At 64.7% G+C, this 23,711-nt stretch carries 26 protein-coding genes; 5 read left to right on the top strand and 21 right to left on the bottom strand.

Translation table 11 applies throughout. The annotated features are described in order from the left end of the window. Nucleotides 1-173: 173 nt before the first annotated feature. Nucleotides 174-905 (top strand): FCD domain-containing protein, encoded by a 732-nt coding sequence (locus Q0319_RS05670; protein ID WP_363322244.1) that lies wholly within the window; start codon nucleotides 174-176, stop codon nucleotides 903-905. A 99-nt stretch (nucleotides 906-1,004) separates the two neighbouring features. Here the strand turns inward: Q0319_RS05670 and Q0319_RS05665 are convergent, their stop codons facing one another. The 13 genes from Q0319_RS05665 to Q0319_RS05605 all read right to left on the bottom strand — a co-directional run bounded on the left by Q0319_RS05665 (nucleotide 1,005) and on the right by Q0319_RS05605 (nucleotide 12,203). After that, nucleotides 1,005-1,961, bottom strand: a complete 957-nt coding sequence (locus Q0319_RS05665; protein WP_087782252.1) for a PDR/VanB family oxidoreductase — start codon at nucleotides 1,959-1,961, stop codon at nucleotides 1,005-1,007. A 20-nt stretch (nucleotides 1,962-1,981) separates the two neighbouring features. Then, nucleotides 1,982-2,401 (bottom strand): RidA family protein, encoded by a 420-nt coding sequence (locus Q0319_RS05660; protein ID WP_296463869.1) that lies wholly within the window; start codon nucleotides 2,399-2,401, stop codon nucleotides 1,982-1,984. 66 nt (nucleotides 2,402-2,467) lie between these two features. Next, nucleotides 2,468-3,490, bottom strand: a complete 1,023-nt coding sequence (locus tag Q0319_RS05655) for an aromatic ring-hydroxylating dioxygenase subunit alpha (RefSeq protein WP_296463866.1) — start codon at nucleotides 3,488-3,490, stop codon at nucleotides 2,468-2,470. 10 nt (nucleotides 3,491-3,500) lie between these two features. After that, complete coding sequence (locus Q0319_RS05650; protein ID WP_296463864.1) at nucleotides 3,501-3,728, bottom strand: recombinase-like helix-turn-helix domain-containing protein; 228 nt, start codon at nucleotides 3,726-3,728, stop codon at nucleotides 3,501-3,503. Then, nucleotides 3,725-4,048: a hypothetical protein gene (locus tag Q0319_RS05645; protein ID WP_296463862.1), complete on the bottom strand. Its 324-nt coding sequence runs from the start codon at nucleotides 4,046-4,048 to the stop codon at nucleotides 3,725-3,727. The genes Q0319_RS05650 and Q0319_RS05645 overlap by 4 nt, the downstream gene beginning before the upstream one ends. A 62-nt stretch (nucleotides 4,049-4,110) precedes the next feature. Then, a complete protein-coding gene (locus tag Q0319_RS05640; protein ID WP_296463922.1) occupies nucleotides 4,111-5,070 on the bottom strand; it encodes a VOC family protein in 960 nt (319 codons plus the stop codon). A 105-nt stretch (nucleotides 5,071-5,175) separates the two neighbouring features. Further along, nucleotides 5,176-6,651, bottom strand: a complete 1,476-nt coding sequence (locus tag Q0319_RS05635; RefSeq protein WP_296463920.1) for an aldehyde dehydrogenase — start codon at nucleotides 6,649-6,651, stop codon at nucleotides 5,176-5,178. Between the two features lie 6 nt (nucleotides 6,652-6,657). Beyond that, nucleotides 6,658-8,337 (bottom strand): thiamine pyrophosphate-binding protein, encoded by a 1,680-nt coding sequence (locus Q0319_RS05630; protein ID WP_299451397.1) that lies wholly within the window; start codon nucleotides 8,335-8,337, stop codon nucleotides 6,658-6,660. Continuing rightward, the gene (locus tag Q0319_RS05625; RefSeq protein ID WP_296463858.1) at nucleotides 8,330-9,127 is read right to left on the bottom strand and encodes an SDR family oxidoreductase; all 798 of its coding nucleotides are present in this window, start codon (nucleotides 9,125-9,127) and stop codon (nucleotides 8,330-8,332) included. Before Q0319_RS05625 ends, Q0319_RS05630 begins: the two co-directional genes overlap by 8 nt. After that, complete coding sequence (locus Q0319_RS05620; protein WP_296463919.1) at nucleotides 9,127-9,948, bottom strand: IclR family transcriptional regulator; 822 nt, start codon at nucleotides 9,946-9,948, stop codon at nucleotides 9,127-9,129. The genes Q0319_RS05625 and Q0319_RS05620 overlap by 1 nt, the downstream gene beginning before the upstream one ends. 170 nt (nucleotides 9,949-10,118) lie before the next feature. After that, nucleotides 10,119-10,436, bottom strand: coding sequence for a chaperone modulator CbpM (locus Q0319_RS05615; RefSeq protein ID WP_296463855.1), 318 nt, complete (start codon nucleotides 10,434-10,436; stop codon nucleotides 10,119-10,121). Next, the gene (locus tag Q0319_RS05610) at nucleotides 10,433-11,362 is read right to left on the bottom strand and encodes a DnaJ C-terminal domain-containing protein (RefSeq protein WP_299451396.1); all 930 of its coding nucleotides are present in this window, start codon (nucleotides 11,360-11,362) and stop codon (nucleotides 10,433-10,435) included. The genes Q0319_RS05615 and Q0319_RS05610 overlap by 4 nt, the downstream gene beginning before the upstream one ends. A 142-nt stretch (nucleotides 11,363-11,504) precedes the next feature. Then, complete coding sequence (locus Q0319_RS05605; protein ID WP_299451395.1) at nucleotides 11,505-12,203, bottom strand: pirin family protein; 699 nt, start codon at nucleotides 12,201-12,203, stop codon at nucleotides 11,505-11,507. A gap of 141 nt (nucleotides 12,204-12,344) precedes the next feature. Here Q0319_RS05605 and Q0319_RS05600 point away from each other — a divergent pair, with 141 nt between their 5' ends. Both Q0319_RS05600 and gluQRS read left to right on the top strand, forming a co-directional pair. Continuing rightward, complete coding sequence (locus tag Q0319_RS05600; protein ID WP_299451447.1) at nucleotides 12,345-13,286, top strand: LysR family transcriptional regulator; 942 nt, start codon at nucleotides 12,345-12,347, stop codon at nucleotides 13,284-13,286. Continuing rightward, nucleotides 13,286-14,170, top strand: coding sequence for a tRNA glutamyl-Q(34) synthetase GluQRS (gluQRS, locus tag Q0319_RS05595; protein ID WP_299451446.1), 885 nt, complete (start codon nucleotides 13,286-13,288; stop codon nucleotides 14,168-14,170). The genes Q0319_RS05600 and gluQRS overlap by 1 nt, the downstream gene beginning before the upstream one ends. A gap of 5 nt (nucleotides 14,171-14,175) precedes the next feature. Here the strand turns inward: gluQRS and Q0319_RS05590 are convergent, their stop codons facing one another. Then, a complete protein-coding gene (locus tag Q0319_RS05590; RefSeq protein WP_299451394.1) occupies nucleotides 14,176-15,585 on the bottom strand; it encodes a DEAD/DEAH box helicase in 1,410 nt (469 codons plus the stop codon). A 181-nt stretch (nucleotides 15,586-15,766) separates the two neighbouring features. Between Q0319_RS05590 and Q0319_RS05585 the strand changes: the two genes are divergently transcribed. Continuing rightward, nucleotides 15,767-16,501, top strand: coding sequence for a glycosyltransferase family 2 protein (locus tag Q0319_RS05585; RefSeq protein ID WP_296468259.1), 735 nt, complete (start codon nucleotides 15,767-15,769; stop codon nucleotides 16,499-16,501). 27 nt (nucleotides 16,502-16,528) lie between these two features. After that, entirely contained in the window at nucleotides 16,529-17,605 is a 1,077-nt protein-coding gene (gene dinB / locus Q0319_RS05580) for a DNA polymerase IV (protein WP_296468261.1), read from the top strand. Here dinB and Q0319_RS05575 read toward each other — a convergent pair. The 7 genes from Q0319_RS05575 to Q0319_RS05545 all read right to left on the bottom strand — a co-directional run bounded on the left by Q0319_RS05575 (nucleotide 17,572) and on the right by Q0319_RS05545 (nucleotide 23,570). Then, the gene (locus Q0319_RS05575; RefSeq protein WP_296468263.1) at nucleotides 17,572-17,796 is read right to left on the bottom strand and encodes a heavy-metal-associated domain-containing protein; all 225 of its coding nucleotides are present in this window, start codon (nucleotides 17,794-17,796) and stop codon (nucleotides 17,572-17,574) included. The genes dinB and Q0319_RS05575 overlap by 34 nt on opposite strands. Before the next feature lie 39 nt (nucleotides 17,797-17,835). Further along, nucleotides 17,836-19,095 carry a TIGR03862 family flavoprotein gene (locus Q0319_RS05570; RefSeq protein ID WP_299451393.1) on the bottom strand — a complete coding sequence of 420 codons (1,260 nt, stop codon included), beginning with the start codon at nucleotides 19,093-19,095 and terminating at the stop codon, nucleotides 17,836-17,838. A gap of 81 nt (nucleotides 19,096-19,176) precedes the next feature. Continuing rightward, nucleotides 19,177-20,007 carry an IclR family transcriptional regulator gene (locus tag Q0319_RS05565; RefSeq protein ID WP_296468266.1) on the bottom strand — a complete coding sequence of 277 codons (831 nt, stop codon included), beginning with the start codon at nucleotides 20,005-20,007 and terminating at the stop codon, nucleotides 19,177-19,179. Between the two features lie 86 nt (nucleotides 20,008-20,093). Next, the gene (locus tag Q0319_RS05560) at nucleotides 20,094-20,876 is read right to left on the bottom strand and encodes an SDR family oxidoreductase (protein ID WP_299451392.1); all 783 of its coding nucleotides are present in this window, start codon (nucleotides 20,874-20,876) and stop codon (nucleotides 20,094-20,096) included. Nucleotides 20,877-20,885: 9 nt separating this feature from the next. Next, a complete protein-coding gene (locus Q0319_RS05555) occupies nucleotides 20,886-21,731 on the bottom strand; it encodes an ABC transporter permease (RefSeq protein ID WP_296468271.1) in 846 nt (281 codons plus the stop codon). Next, nucleotides 21,731-22,726 (bottom strand): ABC transporter substrate-binding protein, encoded by a 996-nt coding sequence (locus Q0319_RS05550; protein ID WP_296468273.1) that lies wholly within the window; start codon nucleotides 22,724-22,726, stop codon nucleotides 21,731-21,733. Before Q0319_RS05550 ends, Q0319_RS05555 begins: the two co-directional genes overlap by 1 nt. Nucleotides 22,727-22,784: 58 nt before the next feature. Beyond that, on the bottom strand, nucleotides 22,785-23,570 hold the full coding sequence (locus Q0319_RS05545) for an ABC transporter ATP-binding protein (RefSeq protein WP_296468275.1): 786 nt from the start codon (nucleotides 23,568-23,570) through the stop codon (nucleotides 22,785-22,787). Nucleotides 23,571-23,711: the final 141 nt, after the last annotated feature.

The following is a 23,711-nucleotide window of genomic DNA, read 5'->3' as shown; positions in this document are numbered from 1 at the left end:
CTTTCGTAGCGAACACAATACGCCACAAAATCTCGGTTGAAAATATTTTTATCGAGATTTTATGGTTTTCCCTAATACTGACGGTTTTACTCGATAATCCACTAGAATTTCACCAGTAAACAACGAGAGGGGGCAATAAGCCGCCCGTACCATCAGACATGCCTGGAAGCCCATTGGAACTGCCCCCGCTGGCTCACTCGGCCACCCCCACTACGCTGGTCGGGACGGCTTACGCGGCATTGCGCCGCGACATCATCGAAGGCCGGCTCGCCCCGGGTTCGCGCCTGCGCGTCGAGCATTTGAAAGATTCGTACGGCGTGGGGGCCGGCACGCTGCGCGAAGCCCTGTCGCTGCTCGTCTCAGACGCCCTGGTGGTCTCCCAGGGGCAGCGCGGCTTCCACGTAACGCCGATTTCGATGGAGGATTTCTACGACATCACGCGCAACCGCATCCTGCTGGAATGCGAAGCGCTGCGCCAGGCCATCCAAACCGGCGACGACGTCTGGGAAAGCCGCATCATCGCTGCCTTCCATCGGCTGAGCCGGGCCGAGGAGCGACTCGCCTCCAATCCAATCAATCGCTTCGACGAATGGGAAGACCGCAACCGGGAATTCCATCAAGCGCTGATCAGCGCCTGCACCTCGCGCTGGATGCACCACTTCCTCGGCATCCTGTACCAGCAGGCCGAGCGCTACCGCCGGCTGGTCGTCACCCGCAAGCCCATCCCGCGCGACGTGCATGACGAACATCGCGCCATCCTGGAAGCCGCCTTGGCTCGGGACGCAGATCGCGCCAGCGCCCTGCTGGCCGACCACATCAGCACGACCTACGAGGCCGTCAAGCACCTGCCTCCGGACCTCTTCACCAACCACGGACAGGCAGCGGAAAGCGCACCGGCCGCCTGAGGCGGGCGACCTTGCAAAAAAAAAGGACGATGCCTGGAGAGGCGTCGTCCTTTTTTCGCTTCGGCAGTGGCGGCCCGCACGGTGGCCGCCCAGGCATGATCAAAGATCCAGCACCAGCTTGCTTCCCTTGCAACCCGAGACGCAGACCATCATGGTCTTGTTCGACTCACGCTCGCGCTCGGTCAGCACCGAATCCCGATGGTCGGGGATGCCGTCCAGCACGGCGGTCTCGCAGGCGCCACACACCCCTTCGCGGCAGCTGTAGTCGGCATCGATGCCCGCTTCCAGCAGCGCATCGAGCAGCGACATGCCGGCCGGCACGTCGATGACCTTGCCGGACTTGGCCAGCTCGACCTGGTAGCTGCCCTCTTGCGAGGCCGTCACCTCGCCCGCGGCGGCAAAGCGTTCGATGTGGACGTTGGGATAACCCAATTCCTTGCAGGCGGCCTCGAAGGCGTCCAGCATGGGCGTGGGACCGCAGCAATAGAAGTGCGTATCGGCCGGATGCGAGGCCAGCAGCTCGCGCAGGTTCGGCGGACCGCCCGCCTCGTCGTCGAAGCGCAGCGTGACCTTGCCGCCGGAGGCGACGAGCTCATCGACGAAGGCGGCCTCTTTGCGGCTGCGGGCGCAATAAATCAACTCGACCGGCTTGCCGATGTCGCGCAGCCGGTTGTACATGCAGAAAATGGGCGTCACGCCGATGCCGCCGGCCAGCAGCACCGATTTGGGCGCCGACTCGTCCAGCTCGAAGTTGTTTCGCGGCGGCGCGATCTTGATGGTCGATCCCACGCGCAGCTGCTCGTGCACGAAGCGCGAGCCCCCCCGGCTATTACGGTCGTTCAGCACCCCGACCACATAGCGATGGCGCTCTTGCGGCGAATTGAAAAGCGAGTAGCTGCGCACGAGGCCGTTGGGCAGATGCAGGTCGATGTGGGAACCGGCCTCGAAAGGCGGCAGTTCATCGCCAGTGGGCGAGCGGAGCTCGACACTGACAATGCCCTGCGCTTCAAGGCGGATGGTGTGAACCAAAACCGTTAGGAGTGAGCTGCTGTTCATGAAGGGTCAACAAAAAGCGGTTATGCGTCGGCACGCAGGGTGACGTCGAGCCGCGCGAAAGCGTCGATCTCCACGGTCAACCCCGGGAAAACAAGGCCGCGCACCTCGACCAGTGTCGAACACGGATAAGGCGGCTGGAAGAACTCTTTGCGAGCGCGACCGACTTCGTCCTTGTCCTGGATGTTCGTCACGTAAATCACCAGTTTATAAATATTTTGCACCCCTCCGCCAGCCGCCTCGACCAAAGTGCGGATTTTCCCCAGGATGACGAGGGTCTGCTCATAGGTGCTCAACGGGGCCTCGGGCTTGGACTCCGGATTGGCAGTCATCCCGGACATCGCGATTTCATTACCCAAGACCAGGCAATTGGACCAGGTCGCCGTCTCGCGCTCTGGTATGGACGGCGCGATCACGCGCCGGGCTACGCTAGCTTGATTCATTGCATCTCCGAGGCGGGACGATCCCCTCCCCCGTCACGGCAGAGGAGGATCGTCCGCTAGCGCTGCTTACAGCAGGCCCTGGCCCTTGAGCCGCTCGAACTGCTCGGTGGCGAGGTTGCGCAGGTGACGGCGCAGGCGAACCAGGCCGATGTCGTGTTGGTACAGGTTCTCGCGCTGGTTGGCGTCGGGTTCCATCGACTCCAGCACTTCGCGGTCCTGTTCCAGCACCGCCCAGTGGCGCGCCTCGAGGCGGTTCTTGTACAGGAACTGCCACGCATGGCGCTGCCAGCCCGAAACCCGGCGGCAGCGCCAGTGGAACACGGCGCACAGGTTCTCGGAAATAGGCGTATAGGTGCCGACGATGCCGAAGCCGCCTCCCGGGCCGCCGGTGGGCGGATACGGGATCTCGAGGCGCAGCCAGTGCAAGCCAGTGTTGCCCCACTCCGTCCAGTCGAAGTTCACGCCGCGCTGCCCCTTCTTCTCGAAAATGAAGCCGTGCTCGGTGTCACGCACGCCGAACTCGGCCACGGTCGAGCCTTCCGACATCGAGTGCGACTGCTTGTGCAGGTAGGTCCCGTGCATGGGATCCATGACGTTGTCGATGACGTAGCGATAATCGCCGCGCCATTCGGTGTAGCAAAGGAAGGAAGCGAATTCGTCCGAGGCCAGCTCTTCCGGCAGGGTGAAATCCGGCGCTTCGTCGACGTTGGTCGCCGAGTTGTAGAGGAAGACGACCTCATTGCGCTCGACCACGTGGAACGAGCGGGCGGCGCGCTTGCCTTCCAGGCTGCAGCCGGGGCTACCGGGAACCTTGGTCACCACGCCGTCGGCGCGCACCTGCACGCCGTGGTAGGGGCAGCCGACGCGGTCGCCCAGGATGACGCCGCGCGACAGGGGCGCGCCGCGGTGCGGGCAATGGTCTTCCAGGGCGTAGAGCTTGCCGGCTTCATCGCGCCAGAGGGCGATTTTCATGCCGAGTCGGCGCAGGGAAACGGGCTTGTCCTGAATGAAGCTGGACGGACAGATCGCGTACCAGGTATCTTTCAGGCCGTTCGCCAACAGGGCGTCAGGGCTGTCGATCTTGATCATGACGGATTCCTCAAGCGTTCTCGGCCAGGCGGGCCAATTCGGATTTCAGCAGTTCTTCGGTCCAATCCACTCCATTGGGAGCCGGGGGCCCTGCCTGGTTCAAGTACTCGACGATGGGGGCGAGTTCATGCTTGCCGGCGGCAAAGGCGCGCTCGAGCGAATCGCCGAGCAGGTTTTCCCATTCGGTGGGGGGACGGCGCCGCGCCTGAAGCGGCTCCAGATAACGATCTTGCATCATTTACCTCCGTTGCGTACGCGTTCGCGGATGCGCTCGCGAACGGGAACAAAGTCATAAGTGGGATAGCACTCGGTGCGGAATACGCCCCAAGCCGAGCGTTCGAGTTCTACGTTCACCGTCGCGAGCAGATGCGGGGGCACCTCCAGGGTCACGATTTGCCCCAACCCCATCGCAACGGTCCAGGAAACAATCTTCACGCCTTCGGGCGGGAACCGCTCCCACCAGTCGGCCTCTTTCAATTTGGTCTGGACGGCGTCCAGGTTGTTCGACTGATCGTGCTTGAGCAGCACGGTCAACAGGATGTTCGCGGGATCCGCCATATCGCTCACCTAGCTTCGCGCTCGTCCGGGCCCGCCGCGTAGGGCGGGCCTCGTCCGGACGCTCAGCGCTTCTCCGTCAAGAATTTCCCGTCAGGGGCCTTCGCATTCTTCTGGCGCCGGGTATGGCCGTCCAGCCCACCCTCGATCGCCCACTCGGCGAACACCGTGGGGCCGGGCTCGAACTCGCGCGCCTCCCACTCTGCATCCAGGTAGTCTTCGTCGGCGTAGTACTCGATCAAGCCGCCGCCCGGGAAATTGAAATACCAGAAGTAAGCAGACGAGATCGGGTGGCGGCCGGGCCCCAACTGGGTGGACCAACCTTGGCGCGCCATGGCCATGCCGCCACCAAACACTTCATGGATGTCGCGCACGGTGAAGGCGACGTGGTTCAGGCCGGACCGAGGCTGGGGCGGCTGCAGCAAGAACAGGTCGTGGTGACCGCCCTCGGCCGAACAGCGCATGAAGGCACCGCGATTGGGATAGCGGTCGGAAGCGACGAAGCCGAAGTTCTCTGCATAGAACTTCTCGCATGCCTTCACGTCCTTGACGAAGAACACCACGTGCCCGACTTCGATGGGCGTCGCGCGCTCGTAGATCGGGCCGGGTTGGTTACGCCGGGCCTTCTCGTTCCAGGTATTCATTCCCGGCGTGTCGAGCTTCAGGTCGATCTTGCGGGTTTTCTGGAACCGCACGGCCAAGCCGTTCGGGTCGGTGCAGCCGACCCGGCCTTCCGCGTTCACATATCCCGGCAAGTCCTTGAGCTTGGCGGCGAAACGCTCCACCACTTCGTCGCTGGAAACGCCCCACACCACTTCGCGCAAGGTCGGGCCTTCCTCGATGGCGGGCGGCAGGCCGGGATAGTCGGTGGTCTTGACGATCACCCGGCACTTGTTCATCGACTCGAAAACGAGCGACTTGTCGGTCTCTTCGACCAGGTTCAACCCCCAGTCGAGCAGGAACCGCTTGCACGAGGCCAGGTCGTCGGCCCCGTAGGTGATTTCGTCAATACCCAATACGTCCATCATATTTCTCCAAACGCGGTGCTTCGCACCAAGTTGCCTTGCAGCCCGGGGCGCAAGGCTGTCGTTTCCGCCCCGGGCGCCCGGCGCTTCAGCGCGCCGGGGGCCTCAGTTCGCCCAGGGCAAGGGTTGCTCGTTCATGCCCCAATACATGCTCTTCTGCTCCATGTACTGCAGGATGCCGAGCCGTCCTTTCTCACGGCCGATGCCGCTGTCGCGCCAGCCGCCGAACGGCGTCGAGATCGAGAAGAGCTTGTAGGTATTGATCCATACCGTCCCGGCCTGCACGGCGCGGCCAACCCGCCAAGCGCGTTTGTAGTCGCGGGTCCAGATGCCCGCGGCCAGCGCGTAGACGCTGTCATTGGCCTGCTCGATCAGGCTGGCTTCATCGTCGAACGGCATCGCCACCAGCACGGGCCCGAAAATCTCTTCCTGGCAGATCCGCGCCCGATTGTCGAGGCCTTCGATGATGGTCGGACGATAGAAATAACCCTTGTCGTAGATGCCGCCTTCGGGACGGTGCCCGCCGGTGCGGATGCGTCCTCCTTCCGAGACGCCCAGTTCGACGTAACGCTCGATCGACTCGCGATGGCGCGCGGTAATCAGCGGGCCCATCTGCGTGCGCTCGTCGGCGGGATCGCCGATGCGCAGCGCCGAAGCGCGCTGGACGAGGCGATCGACGAACTGTTCGTAGATCGACGACGCGACGAACAATCTCGAACCGGCGATGCACGATTCGCCCGAGGAACTAAAGATGCCGTAGAGCACGCCGTTGACCGCATGGTCCAGATCGGCGTCCTCGAACACCATCGTAGGCGATTTTCCGCCCAACTCCAGCGACACGGGCATCATTTTGTCGGCGGCGATGTGCGCGATGTGCTTGCCGGTCGTGGTGCCTCCGGTGAACGAGACGCGCTTGACCAGGGGATGCTTGGTGATCGCATCGCCGATGACCGAGCCTTTGCCGGGCAACACGCTCACGAGGCCCTTGGGCACGCCCGCCTCTTCGCAGATGCGGGCCAGGTCGAGCGCCATCAACGGCGTCACTTCGGCGGGCTTGACCACCACTGCATTGCCCGCCGCCAGCGCCGGGGCCAGTTTCTGCGCCTCGCTGGCAATGGGCGAGTTCCAGGGCGTGATGGCAGCCACGACCCCCATGGGATCGTACACGCTCATCGATACATAATCGCCGCGGGAAGGCGTGATGACTTCTTCGAGCGTTTCGCAGGCAGCGGCGAAAAACTGGAAGGTGCCGGCCGCGCTGGCAACCAGCGCGCGCGTCTCGTTGATCGGCTTGCCGTTGTCCAGGCGCTGGCGCTGGGCCAGTTCCTCGGCCCGCTCGCGGATCAGCTGCGCGATGCGGTAGAGCACTGCCGCCCGCTCATGCGGCTTGCGCTGGGCCCAGCCGCTGGTGAGGAAGGCCTGGTGCGCGCCCTGGATCGCTTCTTCCACGTCATCGAGGCTGGCCGCATTCAAGTAAGCGACGGCCTCGCCCGTGGCGGGATATAGGGTGGCATAGCGTTCGCCACCGCCTTCGCGCCAAACGCCCGCCACGCAGATCGGTAGGGTCTTGTCGGAAATCATCATGGTTCAAGCCCCCGTTTTCTCGGCCGCTGCCTTGACCGGAGGACCGGCGAATTTGGTATTGAAGCCACCGACGGACAACATGTCGATTTCGACGATGAACGGCCCCTTGACGGATAGGCCTTGTTTGATCGCGGCCTCGATCTCGTCCGCGTGCTTGACGCGGATGTGTCCCAGGCCCATCGACTGCGTCAACAGCGCATAGTCCGGCGTATGCAGCTGCACGTAGTGCTTGCGGCCGCCGTACACGGCGTCCTGGATGTTCTTGATGACGCCGTACGATTGGTCGTTCATCAGGATGATGAGCATGTCGGCCTGCTCCTGGACGGCGGTCGCCAGCTCTCCCAGGTTCAGGATGAAGCCGCCATCACCTGCCAGCGTAAAGGTCTTCTTGCCGGAACCGGTCACGGCCGCGCCGACGGAGGCGCCCACGCCCATCGCCAGGCCCAAGCCGATGCCGCCGCCCAGGGCATGCACGCCGGCGCGCGGGTCGTGCAGGCACGGCAGGCGATTGCCCCAGATGCTGTTCGAGAGCGTGACGTCGCGCACCCAGTTGAAGGACTCGCCAACCACGGATTGCAAAGCATCGATGAGCTTGGTGTAGGGACCGACGTCGTCGCGCAGCTTGGCCAGCGCAGCACGCTTGGCAGCCTGGATGTCGTCGAGGAACACCGGGTCCACCGCCATCTTGCCTTCCAGGCGGTCGGCCAACCCCTTGAGCGCCAGCGTGGCATCGCCATTGACGAAGAAATCCGTGGTGTAGGCGCGGCCGTCCGCCGTCGGGTCGGCGTCGATGCGATAGCGCGTCTGCGGCAGCTTGAGCGCGTACTTCAGCGTTTCGTTGCTGCGCAGCCGCGAACCGACCACCAGCATCGCATCCACGGTCTGGTAGAGATTCTCGACTGGCTTGACGGCGGTGAACGAACCCAGGCAGGCCGGGTCATTCTCGGGGATCACGCCGCGGCCCTGCGTGCTGGTGACCACGCCAAAGCCCATCTTGACCAGGCGGCGAACCTGTTCGCCTGCCTTGCGGGCACCGCCGCCGAGCCACAACAGCGGGCGCTTGGCCTTGGCAAGGCGATCCGCCAGTTCGTCCAGCGCGGCTTCGGAAGGCACCAAGTCAGCGACGGGCAGCGGGGTCAGGTCCGCAGGCATGTCGATCAGGGCTGCCTGCACGTCGATGGGGATCTCGACGCTCACGGGCCCCGTGGGCGCCGTCATCGCGATTTGCACGGCCCGCTTGATGATGCCGATGGCCGTCTCCGGCGTCCGGATGCGGAAGGCAGCCTTGGACACGGCCTGCAGCATTTCGAGCTGGTGATTGGCTTCGTGGATGAAGCCCAGGTTCTGGTCCAGGTAGGGGCTGTCGATCTGGCCGGTAAGGTGCAGCAACGGCGTGCCGGCCGTGATGGCCTCCACCATCGAGCCGGCCGCGTTGCCTGCTGCCGTGCCGGTGCTGGTCACGGTCACGCCCAGGCCACCCGTGGTGCGCGCGTAGGCATCGGCCATGTTGGTGGCGCCTGCCTCGCCCCGGGCCATCACGAAGCGGATGTTGCCGCGTTCGCCGAAGGCGTCGAGGATGGGCATGTTGTGGATCGAAATGACGCCAAACGCCGCCTTTACGCCGCAGTTCTCGAGAAACTGGGCAATGGCTGCGCCCACGGTGATGCGATTGGCATTAGGCATGACGGCAAACCCCTCCGGATACGTCGATATGGCTGCCCGTCGTGTAGGAAGACAAGGGCGTAGCTAAGAAAAAGATGGCGCGCGCAGGCTCTTCGGGACGGCCGAGGCGGCCGAGCGGGATCTGCTTCTCGGCCGCGATCCGCGCCGTCCACTGCTCCCAGGTGAGCGAACGGTCTTTGCGCTCTTCGTAGCGGCGGCGCCACTGGCCCGACTCCACCAAGCCCAGCAGGATGCCGTTGACGCGGATCTTCTTGGGGCTCAGTTCGAAGGCCAGCGAGCGCACCAGGTTGTGAATGCCTGCGCGGGCAGCGGAGGTCGCCACCATGTGGGGCTCCGGCTGGATGGCAAGCAGCGAGTTCACGCAAACGATGGCCGCGTCTTCGTTTTGTTCCAGTTGGGGAATGAAGGCGCGGGTGGGATTGATCACCGAGAAAAACTTGAGCTGGAGCTCGTCCAGCCAGGCAGAATTTTCGGTGCTGGCGAAGGTGGACACGCGCCCCTGGCCGGCGTTGTTGACCAGGATGGTCGCAGGCCCGAGCTCACGCTGCACATCGGCAGCGAAAGCCTCGACTTGTTCGGGCACGAGCACGTCGCAGCGCGCCGCATGGATGCGCGCATTGGGGAAACGCGCGAGCAGGCCGTCGCGGGCCTGCTTGAGCTTGTCCTCGTTGCGGCCGCAGAAAGCCACGGCGGCGCCCGCTTCGAGCAGCAAGCCGACCGTGGCCAGGCCAATGCCCGAGGTGCCGCCCGTAACGACGGCGACTTTGCCGTCAAGGTTGTACATAGACATTAAGCAACCATCCCGTTCAGTTTTTCATGAAGACCGTAAGCCACGGGCCCACGGTAGTTGAGCAATGCGGAAAGCTCGGCGGCGCTTTCGCAGACGGCGCGCGCCAAGCGTTCGAGTCTCGAGGCTTCGATGGGCACCGCCGGCATCGCAACGCCCAATGCGGCGGCAATGGCGCCGCCTTCCTGGCGCACCGGCGCAGCAAGAGTGGAAATACCCGACTCGAAAAAACCTTCGTGGAGCAGATAGGGACGCTCGCGATCACGTTGCAGCAAAGCGTAGAGCTGCTCGACGGTGCGCGGCGTGAAAGCGTTGACGGTGGGCAGGACGCCTTCGGGGTAGAGCTCCCGGAGCTGTTCCAACGACATATCCGCCATCAGGACCCGGCCCAGCACGGTGGCATGGGCAGGCAGGCGCGTTCCGACGTTGACGGAGCTGGCGAGCGGCGTGTTGGCGGCGGCCTTGGCGACATACACGATGTCCGGCCCGTCACGCACGACGAGATGGCAGGACAGATTGAACTCGTCGCGGACCCTTTCCAACAGAGGCGCGCCCAGTTGGGTGAGCTCGAGGGACGCCAGGTACTCGAAGCCCAGCCGCAGCACCGCCATGCCGAGCGAATAATCGCGGCCATTTTCGGCGCGCTGTACGAAGCCCAGCCGTTCGAGCGTTGCCAACAGCCGGAATACGGTGGTGCGGGGCACTCCCAGCCGCCGCGCCAGCTCAGGCGCCGTCGCCCCACCCTTGCCGCGCCCGATCTCGCAGAGCACGCGCAGGCCTCGTTCCAATCCTGGAACGACATATTTGTCTGGCGCGGCGTCCATGGCGGTGGGCGGATTCACGAGCGGCGAGGCGGTCAAGAGAGGTGGATGGGCTTCGTTTCAAATATGAACTAGCAGTCCATACACGAAACACGGTTGAAATATAGCCGCTCGGCCCACTGCACGCGACTAGGGTAAACCCTAGGTTCACGCAAAATGGCCCAGCCTGTTGCTCAAAGCCCGCGATCATCCAGCCCGTAGGCTTTCAACAAGGCGCGCAGGCGACGGATTTCATCGCTCATTTCGAAGATCAGGGCGGCCGCGTCGAGGTTGACGTCGAACGCGCGCTGCAGCGACCTGACCCGCAGGGCGCAGCGCAGGGCCGCACTGTCGAAACGCCAGCTTGCGAGATCTCCGTGCGCGTCCAGGATGCCTGCCTCCACCAGCTGCGCGACCCAGCCCTCGTCCGCCCGGCAAGCCTGCGCCAACTCCCGTGCGCTGAGCGGTTTTTCGTACCCCACGAGGGTGGCCGTAAGGGTCACGGTGTTCATCGGACTCCTCCAAGATTCCGGCGCGGGTCGAACGACAATTCCTGCGCCAGCTTTTTGTAGGCCTGCCGCGCCTTCTCGGTATCTGCCCGGGGCCAGACGACGTCAAGCACGAGGTAAAGGTCGCCGGGTGGGCTGGCCGGTATCCCACGCCCTTTCAGGCGCAGCCGCCGCCCGTGCCTGGAATTGGCCGGCACGGTCACCTCCACTGGGCCGAGCGGCGTCGGCACGCGCACGGTGGCGCCAAGGGCCGCCTCCCATGGTGCCACCGGCAGGTCCATATACAAATCGCGTCCGTCGACCCGGTAGCGGGGATGCGGCTTGAAGCGAACTTCCAGATAGAGGTCCCCGTTCTCCGCTCCTCCCGTGCCGGGCGAGCCCTGGCCTGCGAGGCGGATGAACTGCCCTTCTCTCACCCCTGCGGGAATGCGCACGTTGAGGGTGCGCTCGCGGACGTGCGGCCGCCCCTGCGCGTCGTACTCCACGGAACGCAGCGTGACGTCCCGGGAAGCGCCGCGCAGCGCATCCTCCAGGTCGATTTCGATCGCGGCGTGCCTATCCTCCCCGCGGGCGCGCGCCGTGGCGCGCGCGCGGCGACCACCGAACAGCGACGAGAAAAACTCGCTGAACAAATCATCGTCCGCCCCGCGGGCCCCATAAAACTCGAAGCCGCTATCCCAGCCCGGCGGAGGACTGAAACCGCCCGCCGACGACACCCCTGCGGCAAGCTGGTCGTAGGCCGCCCGCTTTTCCGGGTCTCCGAGGACTTGATAGGCTTCGTTGACCTCCCGCATGCGCTGCTCGGCATCGGGCTCCTTGCTGACATCGGGGTGATACTTGCGCGCGAGCCTGCGATAGGCGCGCCGGATCTCGTCTTCCGACGCGCCTCGTTCCACACCAAGCGTAGCGTAGTAGTCCTTGAACTCCATGGCCGCTCTCTCGCAAGTCAGATCCCGGCGGCCTTCCCGGCCGCCGGCTTCTCATGCCTTTAGATGAGGGCGGTGCGGACGGATTCAATCGATCGAGGGCGGCCAGGCGCGAGCTCCCCCGCGACTCCCCGCCCGACGGTGCTCACGGCAGGTCGAACAGCAAGACCTCGGCGCCCTTGCCACCGTCGATGACAAGGCTTGCCTCGTCCTCGATCGCCGCGGCGTCGCCTTCGGACAACGCCTCGCCATTGACACGCACCGCGCCTCGCGCCACGTGCACCCAGGCCCGGCGCCCTGGCGCCAAGGCATGCTCGGCATGTTCTTCACCGTCAAACAGCCCGGCGTAAACCCGCGCATCCTGGTGCATGCTCACCGAACCGTCGGCCCCATCCGGCGATGCAACCAGCCGTAACCGGCCCCGCTTGTCCGCCTCGGAGAATGCTCGCTCCTCATAACCGGGTGCAACCCCCTTGCGATCCGGCAGGATCCAGATCTGCAAGAGGTGTGTCATGCGCTGCGGATCGGGATTGAACTCCGAATGCATGACGCCCGTGCCTGCGCTCATCCGCTGGACGTTGCCTGGCCGGATGATCGAGCCGTTGCCCATGCTGTCGCGGTGCTCGATCGCCCCCTCCAGTACGTAAGTGATGATCTCCATGTCCCGGTGGCCGTGCATGCCAAAGCCACTTCCCGGCGCGATATGGTCGTCATTGATCACGCGCAGCGGGCCGAAGCCCATGTGGGCAGGATCGAAATAGTCCGCGAAAGAAAACGTATGGGCTGTCTGGAGCCAGCCGTGATCCGCCCTGCCCCGTTCGTGACTGCGTCTCAAGGTCAACATGATGTTCTCTCCTTTCGGCCTGCCTCTCGCTCGCGGTTGGCAAAACCATGCCGTGATGGAAGCATTGTGGTCTATCGGCAGGCGGGGTTGTGTCGTATCCTTTGAGGAAATCATTCAAATTACTTGAACGATCTTCCCCCCATGCCTGCGCTCTCTCCTGAATCGCTCCAAATGATCGACGCCATCGCGCGGCATGGCAGCTTCGCCCGGGCGGCACGCGAGCTGGGCAAAGTCCCGTCGGCCCTCACCTATTCAGTACGCAAGATCGAAGACGAGCTGGATGCACTCCTGTTCGACCGCAGCGGGCACCGGGCGCGGCTCACGCCCGCGGGGGAGGAGCTGTTGCGCGAGGGGCGCCCGCTGCTCGAGGCCTTCGAAGCGCTCGCCCAGCGGGTGCATCGTTATGCAACGGGCTGGGAAACCGAGCTGCGTATTGCGGTCAACGGCGCGCTCAATTGCTCGGCGCTGCTGGACCTGGTCGACGACTTCGAAGCCCTGGGCACGGGCACCCGCCTGCGCTTCAGTTACGAGGTGCTGCGGGGCAACTGGGATGCCTTGCTGTCGGGACGGGCCGACATCACCATCGGCGCGGATGCCGACAACGCGCCTGCAGAAGGCTTTCAGTCGCGCGCGATGGGCGCCCTCCCCTTCGTTTTCTGCATGTCTCCCCACCACCCCTTGGCCAAGGCGCAAGAGCCGCTACAGACCACCGACATCGACCGCCACACGGCCCTCGTGGTAGCCGATACGGCGCGACGCCTTCCCGCCGGCACCAAAGGCCTCCTATCCAAACAACACACGATCACCCTGCCTACCATCGAACTGAAAATCCAGGCGATGATCCGCGGCCTGGGTTGCGGCTACCTGCCGCAGCCACTGGCCACCGCCCCCTTGGCGCAAGGCCTGCTGGTTGCGCGCGCCGTGGAAGGCCCACCCGCGAGCGAGCGGCTCGTCTATGCCTGGCGGGGGCCAGCCGAAGGACGGGCAATGAAGTGGATGCTCAAGAGGCTGCAATCGGCGCGCCTGCACGCCGCCCTGCTGTCCCCGCCCCAGGCGTCCGCACACGTGGCGGGGGCGGCATGATGGCGTACGTCGGCCGCTTCGCCCCTAGCCCCACCGGCCCCCTGCACCAGGGCTCCCTGGTCGCCGCGCTGGCCAGCTACCTCGACGCGCGTGCGCACGGCGGCCGCTGGCTGGTGCGCATCGAAGACCTCGACGCGCCGCGGGTGGTGGAAGGCGCGGACCGCACCATCCTGCAGCAATTACAGGCCATGGGCCTGGCCTGGGACGGAGACGTCCTGTACCAGTCCTCGCGCCACGCTGCTTACCGCGAAGCGTTCGATACGCTTCGACAAGCCGGCGCCGCCTACCCGTGCGCTTGCACCCGGAAAGAAATCGCGGACTCCATCCTGAACCTGCGCGGCCGCTTGCCCTCTGGCGAGCTGCCCTACCCTGGCACGTGCCGCAACGGTTTGAACGGCCGTCCGGCGCGAGCTTGGCGCCTGCGCGTACCGCAAGGGCGCACGCGCATCGTGGACCGATGGGCGGGGCTCGTGGAACAAGACGTGGAATCCGAAGTCGGCGATTTCGTGCTCTTCCGGGCCGACGGCATGTGGGCGTATCAACTGGCCGTGGTCGTGGACGACGCCGCACAAGGCATCACCGACGTCGTCCGCGGAGCCGACCTGCTCGGTTCGACACCGAGGCAGAAAATCCTGCAGGACATGCTGCAGCTACCCAACCCCCGCTGGATGCACGTACCCATCGTGGTCAACGCGGAAGGTCAGAAACTGTCGAAACAAACTGGCGCCGCTGCCATTGACGCCGCCCGCCCCCTGGCGGCGCTGGAGGCCGCATGGCGCCATTTGCAGTTCGAGCCGTTCCAGGCAGCCGACGTGACGGCGTTTCTCGCCGAGGCGACCCGCCGCTGGGCGCGGCGGTGGCAAATCGAAAAATTTCCGGCGTAACGCCGTTAGGACGACGAGGTGTTCTTCCTGCCCGGCCCGCCCAGGAGCACGGCCAAGGGCCGCTTGGTGGCCGCACGCGACGGCGTAGCGCCCGCTTCGGGCTTGGACGGCGCGGGATCGGCCGGCGGCTCGTAGGGACGATAGAAGAAATCGTCGACCGGCGCCGCCTGCACCTGGTGACGATAACGCTCGCCCCGGCCGCCGGCACCACGCGCGGGACGCTCCCTGCGCGAGGATGACGCAAGCACCGATGCGGGCAAGTCCAGGCGACCCCGCGGAATCTGCCGCTTGATCAGTTTTTCGATCTCGAGCAGGAAACGCTCTTCGTCGTCCGTGAAGAGAGAGATCGCTTCACCCGAGGCCCCTGCACGCCCCGTGCGGCCGATGCGGTGCACGTAATCCTCGGCGTTGTAGGGCAAGTCGTAATTGATGACGCAAGGCACGCCTGCCACGTCCAGGCCGCGCGCTGCAACGTCGGTCGCGACCAGCACTTCCAGCTCGCCGGACTTGAAGGCCTCCAGGGCCTTCATGCGATCTGCCTGCGACTTGTCGCCGTGGATGGACTCGGCGCGCACGCCGTCGCGCTCGAGTTCGCGCGCCAGCCGGGCCGTGCCGATCTTGGTGTTCGAGAACACGATGACCTGCTTGAGGCCGCGCGACTTGACCAAATGCACCACCGCCGCGCGCTTGGCATCGCTGCCCAGCTTATAGGCCACCTGGGTGACGGTGTCGGCCGTCGCGTTGCGGGCGGCCACCTCGATTTCGACGGGGTAGTTCAGATACGACCGCGCCAGCTTGCGGATATCGTTGCTAAACGTGGCCGAAAAAAGGAGCGTCTGCCGCTGCTGGGGCAGCAGCCTGATGATGCGCTCGAGGTCGGGCAGAAACCCCATGTCGAGCATCCGGTCGGCCTCGTCCAGCACCAGCATGCCGACTTGGCCAAGGTTGACCGTTCTCTGCTCCACGTGGTCGAGCAAGCGCCCCGGCGTTGCGATGAGCACTTCGCAGCCGCGCCGCAATTCGTCCTTCTGGGGACCGATGTCGACCCCGCCGAACACCACCGCCGAACGCAACGGCGTGAACTGGCTGTAGCGCTTGACGTTCTCCGCGACCTGGTCGGCCAATTCGCGCGTGGGCGTCAAGATGAGCGCCCGCACCGGATGGCGTGCCGGCGACGCGCTCGTGTTGGCCAAAGGCATGAGCCGATGGAGTATGGGTAGGGTGAACGCCGCAGTTTTTCCGGTTCCGGTTTGCGCTGCGCCCATCACGTCGCGACCGGTAATGACCACCGGTATCGCTTGCGCCTGGATAGGCGTAGGAGTGGTGTACCCGGTGGCGACGACTGCCTTGAGTATGTCGGGGTGCAGGCCGAAATCGGCAAAAGAACTGGGCCCTAATGCCGCTGTATCTGTCATGGTGGGCGGACCACCAATGCCGCAACTCACTTGATGCGTATCAATAGTCCAGAAAAATCAAAGACTTAGATTTTACCCTAAATCTGGGCCCGCTCCCACACGCAAAGCCCGCCCCGTTGCGAGCCGTTTCCGGGCTCGGCCGTGCTGTAATGGCGGTCTCACCACACTGCTTTGCCGCGCCATGCGCTTGTCCGTCATCATCATCACCCGCAACGAGGCCAGCAACATTGCCGACTGCCTGGAGTCGGTGCGCTTTGCCGATGAAATCATCGTGCTCGACTCGGGCAGCGACGACGACACGGTGGAGATTGCGCGCAGGCATGGCGCTCGCGTGACCGTCGCGCCGGACTGGCCCGGCTTCGGTCCCCAGAAGAATCGGGCGCTGGATTTGGCGACCGGCGACTGGGTGCTGTCCCTCGATGCCGACGAGCGCGTGACGCCGGAACTGGCCGGCGCCATCGCGCAGGTATTGCGCCAGCCGGAACACGACGCCTACGACATGCCCCGCCTCTCGAGCTTTTGCGGGCGTTTCATCCGCCACAGCGGCTGGTGGCCCGATCGGGTATTGCGCCTGTTCCGCCGCGGCAGCGCGCGCTTCAGCGACGACCTGGTGCACGAAAAACTGGTTGCTACGGGCAGCATCGGCCATCTCGAGCCCCACCTGATCCATTACACCTACCCAGACCTGGACACGGCCGTCGCGAAGATGAACCGCTACTCCACCGACAGCGCCCGCGCCCTGCACGCCCGCGGCCGGCGCGCCTCGATAGGCACGGCGATCGGACATGGACTGTGGACCTTCGTGCGCCTATACGTCTTCAAGCGCGGATTCCTCGATGGTCGCCACGGGTTCCTGTTGGCTGCGACGGCCGCTGCCGGCAGTTTCTACCGGTACGCGAAGCTGAGTCTGCTGTAGGAGCGCGTACCCGGGTTTTCCGCTCTCATGCGCAAGATCATTCATTGCGACTGCGACTGCTTTTACGCGTCGATCGAAATGCGCGACGACCCGAGCCTGCGCGGCCGCCCGCTGGCGGTCGGCGGCCGCCCCGAAACGCGGGGCGTCGTGGCCACCTGCAATTACGAAGCACGCAAGTACGGCATCCACTCTGCCATGTCGTCGGCGCGTGCGCTGAGGCTATGTCCGGACCTGCTGATCCTTCCGCCCGCGATGGAGAAGTATCGCGCCGCGTCGGCGCAGATCATGGCGATCTACCGGGACTACACCGCCCTGGTAGAGCCCCTGTCGCTGGACGAGGCCTATCTCGACGTCACCGGCACCGACAAACTGCGCGGCAGCGCCACGCTGATCGCGGAAGAGATCCGCCGCCGCGTGAAAGAGACCGTGGGCATCACCGTGTCGGCCGGCGTTGCGCCCAACAAATTCGTGGCCAAGATCGCCAGCGATTGGAATAAGCCGGACGGCCTGTTCGTCGTGCCTCCGCAGGACGTCGACGCATTCGTGGCCGCGCTGCCGGTCTCGAAACTGCACGGCGTAGGCAAGGTCACCGGCGCACGACTCAAGGCGCTCGGCGTCGAGACGTGCGCCGACCTGCGTACATGGGAGCTGGAGAAGCTGCGCGAGCACTTCGGCAGTTTCGGCGAGCGCTTATATGATTTGTGCCGCGGCATCGATAACAGGGAGGTCTCGCCCACGCGCGAGCGCAAGTCGGTCAGCGTGGAACAGACGTTTGCCACCGACCTGACGTCCCTGGACGCCTGCCAGGCGCTGCTGCGCGGAATGCTGGACCAGCTCGACGCGCGCGTGCGGCGCGCCGACGCCCAGCATCGCATCCAAAAGGTGTTCGTCAAATTGCGGTTTTCGGATTTCTCCCGCACCACGGCCGAAGGGCTGGGCACCTCCCTCGACGAAGAGCAATACCGGATTCTCCTCGCCACCGCGTTTCACCGCAATCCGCGGCCCGTGCGGCTGATGGGCGTCGGCGTGCGGCTCGGAGCGCCCGACGGGCAACTTGCCCTGTTCGGCGCTCAGCCCAGCGTTTCCGACTCCGACACCGTATAGCCTGCCTCCTGGATCAAGCGGGCTACGCGCGCGGCATCATCGGCACGCTCGACGCGGACACGCCCCGAATCGAGGTCAACCTCCACGCGGGCATCGGGATATGCGGATTGGACGGCCTGCGTCACGGCCTTGACGCAGTGCGCGCAGCTCATGCCTTGTACCTGGAATTGCAGCATAACGAGACTCCTCATGAGATCTCGTACAGTATCACCCTTGCCGCAATGGGAAGGTCAAGCGGGCGAGCCCGCTGGAGCGCCGTGGCCCGCGGCCAGCCACCGGGCCGCGCCCTGCCCCGCCCAATGGCCGCTCGCCAGGCAGGCCGTCAGCAGATAGCCTCCCGTCGGCGCTTCCCAATCCAGCATTTCGCCGGCGCAGAACACGCCTGGAAGGCGCGTGAGCATGCCACGCTCATCGAGTTCGGAGAAGGCCACGCCCCCCGCGGTACTAATGGCTTCCTCGATCGGCCGCGGCGCGCGCAACGTCAGCGGCAGGGACTTTATCCAGCGCGCCAGGCGCGCGGGCTGGTGAAAATCGGCGGCGGGAACCACCTCGCGCAACAAGCCCGCCTTGACCCCGTCGACACGGACGCGCGCACGCAGGTGGTTGGCCATGGATTTGCTGCCGCGAGGCCAGGCGAGCTCCTCGGCGACGCGCTCCAGGCTCATTCCCGGCGTCAAATCGAGCGTAACGTTGACGCTCCCGTGCCGGGCGATCGCGTCGCGCAGCATGGCCGAGGCGGCATAGACCAGGCTCCCTTCCAGGCCGTATTCTGAAACGACGAACTCTCCCCGCCGGTGCCATGCCTGCCCGGGCCCTTCGCCCAGCGAGAGCGCCACCGCCTGCACCGGGTGGCCGGCGAAGCGCTGGCGGAAATGCTCGCTCCAATCGACCTCGAAACCGCAATTGGCTGGCGCCAGCGGCGCAATGGCCACGCCGCGCTCGGCAAGCCACGGCACCCACGCCGCGTCCGAACCCAGGCGCGGCCAGCTCGCCCCGCCCAATGCCAGTACGGTGGCGGCATGGCGATGCACGAGGGGGCCGCCGGGCGTATCGAACAGCAGGCCTTCATCTCGCCAGCCGCACCAGCGATGGCGCATGTGCAGCCGCACCCCCTGCCCGCGCAACCGATGCAGCCAGGCACGCAGCAAGGGCGCGGCCTTCATTTCCTTGGGAAAAACGCGGCCCGATGACCCGACGAAAGTCTCGATGCCCAGCCCGGCAGCCCACTCCCGCACCTGTGCGGCGCCAAAGGCCGAAAGCATGGGCGCAAGCACGTGGGCACGCTCGCCATACCGCGATAAAAACCGTTCCGGGGGTTCCGAGTGAGTGATGTTCAGGCCGCCTATGCCGGCCAGCAAAAACTTGCGTCCAGCCGACGGCATGGCATCGTAGACGTCGACCGGGACACCTGCACGGGCGAGCACCTCCGCCGCCATCAGCCCGGCAGGGCCGGCGCCGATGACTGCAGCGGAAAATGTCGTTGCCGTCACGCGCAACTCCCCTTGCCCATGAGGCGGCCCGAGCGCACGCACGTCATCGCGCCGGCGCCAGATATTGCGCCGCCCCGCACGTCACAGGTTGGCAACCTTGCCCATGGCCTGCATTTTCTCGGGCGAATAATTCAGTAGCCTGGACAGCTCCATGGCCGTGCTGCGCACTTTGGTCACCAGCTCGTCGATGCGCTCCGGATCGAAGCGGGACGAGGGTATCGTGGCGCCCAATGCAGCCACGATGCGGCCGCTCGCGTCGCGCACCGGCGCGGCAACGCTGGATACCCGCGCCTCGAAGAATGCTTCTTCGAGCACGTAGCCGCGCTCGCGATCCTTTTGCACCATCTCATAGAGCTGCTTGACCGTGCGCGGCGTGCTTGACGAAAACACCTCCAGCTCTTCCTCGGGAAAAAGCTCGCGCAGCTCCTCCAGCGTCAAGTCCTCGAGCAGGATGCGACCGAGCACGGTCGCATGGGCCGGCAGCCGCGTCCCGACGTGGACCGAACTGGTGAAAGGGGTCGGGGCAGATGACTTAGCCACATAGACGATCGAGCGCCCATCGCGCACCACCAGGTTGCACGAGAACCCGATTTCCCCGCGCAGGCGCTCGAGCAGCGGCGTACCGAGCTCCGTGAGCTCGAGCGAGGCAAGATACTCGAACCCCAGGCGCAAGACAGCGAGCCCCAGGCGGTAGTCGTGCCCACCCTCGGCCCGCTCCACGAACCCCATGGACTCCAGCGTCATCAGCAAGCGGAACACGGTGGAGCGAGGCAGGTTCAACCGACGAGCCAACTCAGGCGCCGAAAGCCTCCGGTCCCGGTGGTTGAACTGGCCCAGCAAAAGCAGCCCGCGCTCCAGTGCTGGGACCAGATACTTCTCTTGTGCGGCTTCCGATACGTTCCCTTTGCTCATGTGTGACCGACTCATTCACTCGTTGCTTGCGGGACGAAATGATACCGGCCCGGGAATGCGCGGCCGGTCACACCGCCGCTTTTTTTTCAATTCATCACGAATCCGCCGTTGACCGGCAACAGCTGTCCCGTCACGAACCGGGCGAGGTCCGACAAGGCGAACAAGACGGAGCCGCTCACGTCATCCGGCACCTGCTCCCGGCTGATCGCGCGTTGATCGTGATACAACCGGTGCCGGGACTCCGGCACGTACTCGGTCGCTTCGACCAGGGTGAGTCCCGGCGCGATGGCGTTGACGGTGATGTTGTCGACGCCGAATTCGCGGGCGAGCGAGCGAGTCATCGAGATCACGGCGCCCTTGCTCGCCACGTAGGCGAGCAGGTTGGGGGCGCCCCACAGCGCGGTGTCGGATGCAAGGTTGACGATCGCACCCCGCCCCGAGGCTTTCAGCGCGGCGTGACAGGCGACCGACATGAGCCACGTGCCGCGCACGTTGACCTGCATGACCCGGTCCCATACCTCGATGTCCAGCTCGTGGGCACTGCGCCCACCCGAATTCGTGATGGCGGCATTGTTGACCAGGCCGTCCAGGCCGCCGAACACTTGGGCTGCCTCGGCGGCGCACCGCTCGATCGAGGCCGGATCGGCAAGGTCTACCTCAATGCCGTGCACCGAAAACCCGCGCGCCTGCAGCGTTTCGACCGATTTCTTCAGCGTGTCGGCCAGGATGTCGGCCATCACCACTTTCGCACCGGCCTCGCACAGCCGGACGGCGAACTCGTAGCCCAACCCCCGTGCTGCCCCGGTTACCAGGACGCGACGGCCCTGCAAGAGATTACTGATATTGCTTGAATCCAACGTTGCTCCCATGACCTGCGCTCAGACCGTGGTGGTCGATGCGCGAGGCAAATAATGAAGGACGCGTTTTTCCGCCCAAACGACGCCTGCGTAGGCAATGATGCCGATCAGCGTCAGCATGGCGATGGTGACGAACACGGCAGCGGTATTGCCTTGCCCTTCCCCATCGACCAGCAAGAAGCCCAGCCCCAGGTTACCGCCCACGAGTTCGCCCACGGTCACGCCGATGACTGCCAGCGTCGATGCGATCCGCAGGCCCGAAAACAGTGCCGGCAACGCCGACGGAAACTCGACCAGGCGGAAAATCTGCCACCGGCCAGCGTTGAGGGTCCGGACCAGGTTCACCATGTCAGGATCCACGGTGCGCACGGCTGACAGCACATTGATCATGACCGGGAAGAAGACGATCAGGATCGCGACCAGGATTTTCGGATAAATGGTGTAGCCGAGCCACATGACGAACAGGGGCGCAAACGCTACCTTGGGCGCGATCTGTAGCGCCAGGATGTAGGGCGAAAGAATGGACTCCGTCCTCGGGGAAAGGCCGAGCACCACGCCCACCACCAGCCCCAGCAGCGCGCCGAGGATGAAGCCGACGATGACCTCGAACGCGGTGATGCCGCTGTGCATCAGCAGGTCGCTGTTCTGCCACATATGCCCGAACTCCTGGACCACGCGGCTAAAGCGCGGCAGGATGAATTCAGGCATGTTCAGCAGGCCCGGCCCCCACTCCCAGATGGCCAGGAAGCCCAGGAGGACCAGCACGCTGCCGCTGACCGTGGCGACCTTGCCCGAGAAAAGCGAACGCGCCGGCGGCGCGGCATGGCGCGCCTCCGACGCAGCTTCGTTGGATACCGAAACCGACATTACCGATCAACCCCGACGAACTGGTTCGTATAAAGATCGGACAAAGGCGTGGCCTTGGAGACGATGCCTTCCGAAACGTAGAACTTCTGGACCTCGGCAAGGCGCGCGGCATCCATTTGGCCGAGCACCTTCTGGTCGGCGTACACGTACTGGTTGTACAGGCGCAGGATGCGCTCGAGCTTTTCCTCCTTGCCCTTGAAGGCCGGCGCCGCCTGGGCATAGGTTGCAGCCGCGCTCTTGGGATCTTTCATCACGTCCTGCATGCCGCGCAGCGTCGCGCGCACCAGTCGCTTGATCAGGTCGGGGTTCTTCTTGATGGTCTCGTCCGAAGCCAGGATGGCTTGCGCCATGCTGTTGAACGGCCTGTCGATCTTCAGGTACTCGACGTTGCCATTGGTCGCCTCGTCCGCGTCGACCAGCCAATCGGGCGTTGCGGCCATGCCTTCGGCCTTGCCCGCGGCGAACAATTGCCATACGCCCGCCGGACCGGCTGCCTGGATCGACACGTCGCTCTTGGACAAGTTGTATTTCTTGAGCGTGCCCAGCAGCGCGTAATACGTGGTGTCGCTATACGAGATCACGGTCACGGTCTTGCCCTTGAGGTCGGAGACCGACTTGATCGGGCCATCTTTCTTGACGGCGAGCGAAGACAGCGAACCTGCACCGAGCACCGCGACGGCCTTCACCGGCACGCCGTTGGCACGGACGATGATGGGCGTATCGCCGATGGCGCCACCGATCACGGCGTTGCCGGCACCGATCTGCTTGGCCACGTCCACGCCGCCCTTGCCAAGCACGAAGTTGACCTTGATGTTTTCATCGGCGTAGTAACCGCGCTGCTGTGCCACCATCCAGGGGGCAAATGCGGGCAGCGTGGGCGGAGCCGGCAGCAGATAGTTGATTTCTTCCGGCGCCGCATGGGCGACGAATGGCGTAGCGGCGGCCGCGGCAATGGCAGCCAGTTTGAAGCTGAAGGAGACCAGAGCTTTTTTCATAAGGCTTCCTATGTGAAAGCGCCACGGGCGCAACGTGCGTTGATGAAGATGAACGGATTCAGTGCAGTTCGGCGGACTCTTTGCCCACCTTCAGCAGCTCCATCAGGCGGCCCTGGAGCGGGCCGATTTCAGGAAGCTTGCGCCGCTCCAGCGGATTGTCCCGCAAAGGCAGGTCGACGATGATTTCCTCGATGATGGTGCCAGGACGCTCGCTCATGACCAGCAGTCGATCGGACAGCGCGATGGCCTCCACCAGGTCGTGGGTAATGAAAAGCGCCGTCTTGCGCTTTTCGTAGAGCATCTTCGCCAAGTCTTGCTGCAAGACCATCTTGGTCTGGGCATCGAGCGCCGAGAACGGCTCGTCCAGCAGCAGCACCTGCGGATCGACCGCCAAGGTGCGCGCCAGGGCGGCGCGCTGGCGCATGCCCCCGGACAATTGATACGGATAGTGTTCCTCGAACCCCTTCAGGTGGCACTTGGCCAGGAGCTCGTCTGCCACGGCCTTGCGTTCGCGGGGCGCAACGCCCTCGATCTCCAATCCCAATTCAACGTTGGCGCGTATCGTGCGCCAGGGCATGAGCAGGTCTTTCTGCAGCATGAAGGCGACCTTGCGCACCGGCTTGGTCACGCGCTCCCCGCCCACATAGACCTCTCCCTCGCTCGGGAGGTACAGCCCGGCACCCATGTTCAACAGCGTGCTCTTGCCGCAGCCCGAGGGGCCGATGATAGAGACGACCTCGCCGCTGCGGACGGTCAGGTTGACGTCGGTAACCGCGGCACGGGGTTGCCCCGTCTGCCGGTCCAGGAATCGCTTGCCAACCTTGCGGAACTCGATTTCATTCATGTTGCGGGGCCTGTATTGATCGAGGAAGCATCTATTCGACGACGGCTCCGGGGGATGGACGACCGCCGAAACGCGAAGCCGCCACGGCCTTAAGATGGTGTATCAAACCATCCCGCCTTAGCGCGGTCAACGTCTTAAATA

Origin of the sequence: uncultured Pigmentiphaga sp. (assembly GCF_937950555.1) — a bacterium.
In the GTDB taxonomy this organism is placed as follows: Bacteria; Pseudomonadota; Gammaproteobacteria; order Burkholderiales; family Burkholderiaceae_B; genus Pigmentiphaga.
Note: the sequence above shows the minus strand (reverse complement) of the source record. Positions and strands in the feature narration are given on the sequence as shown.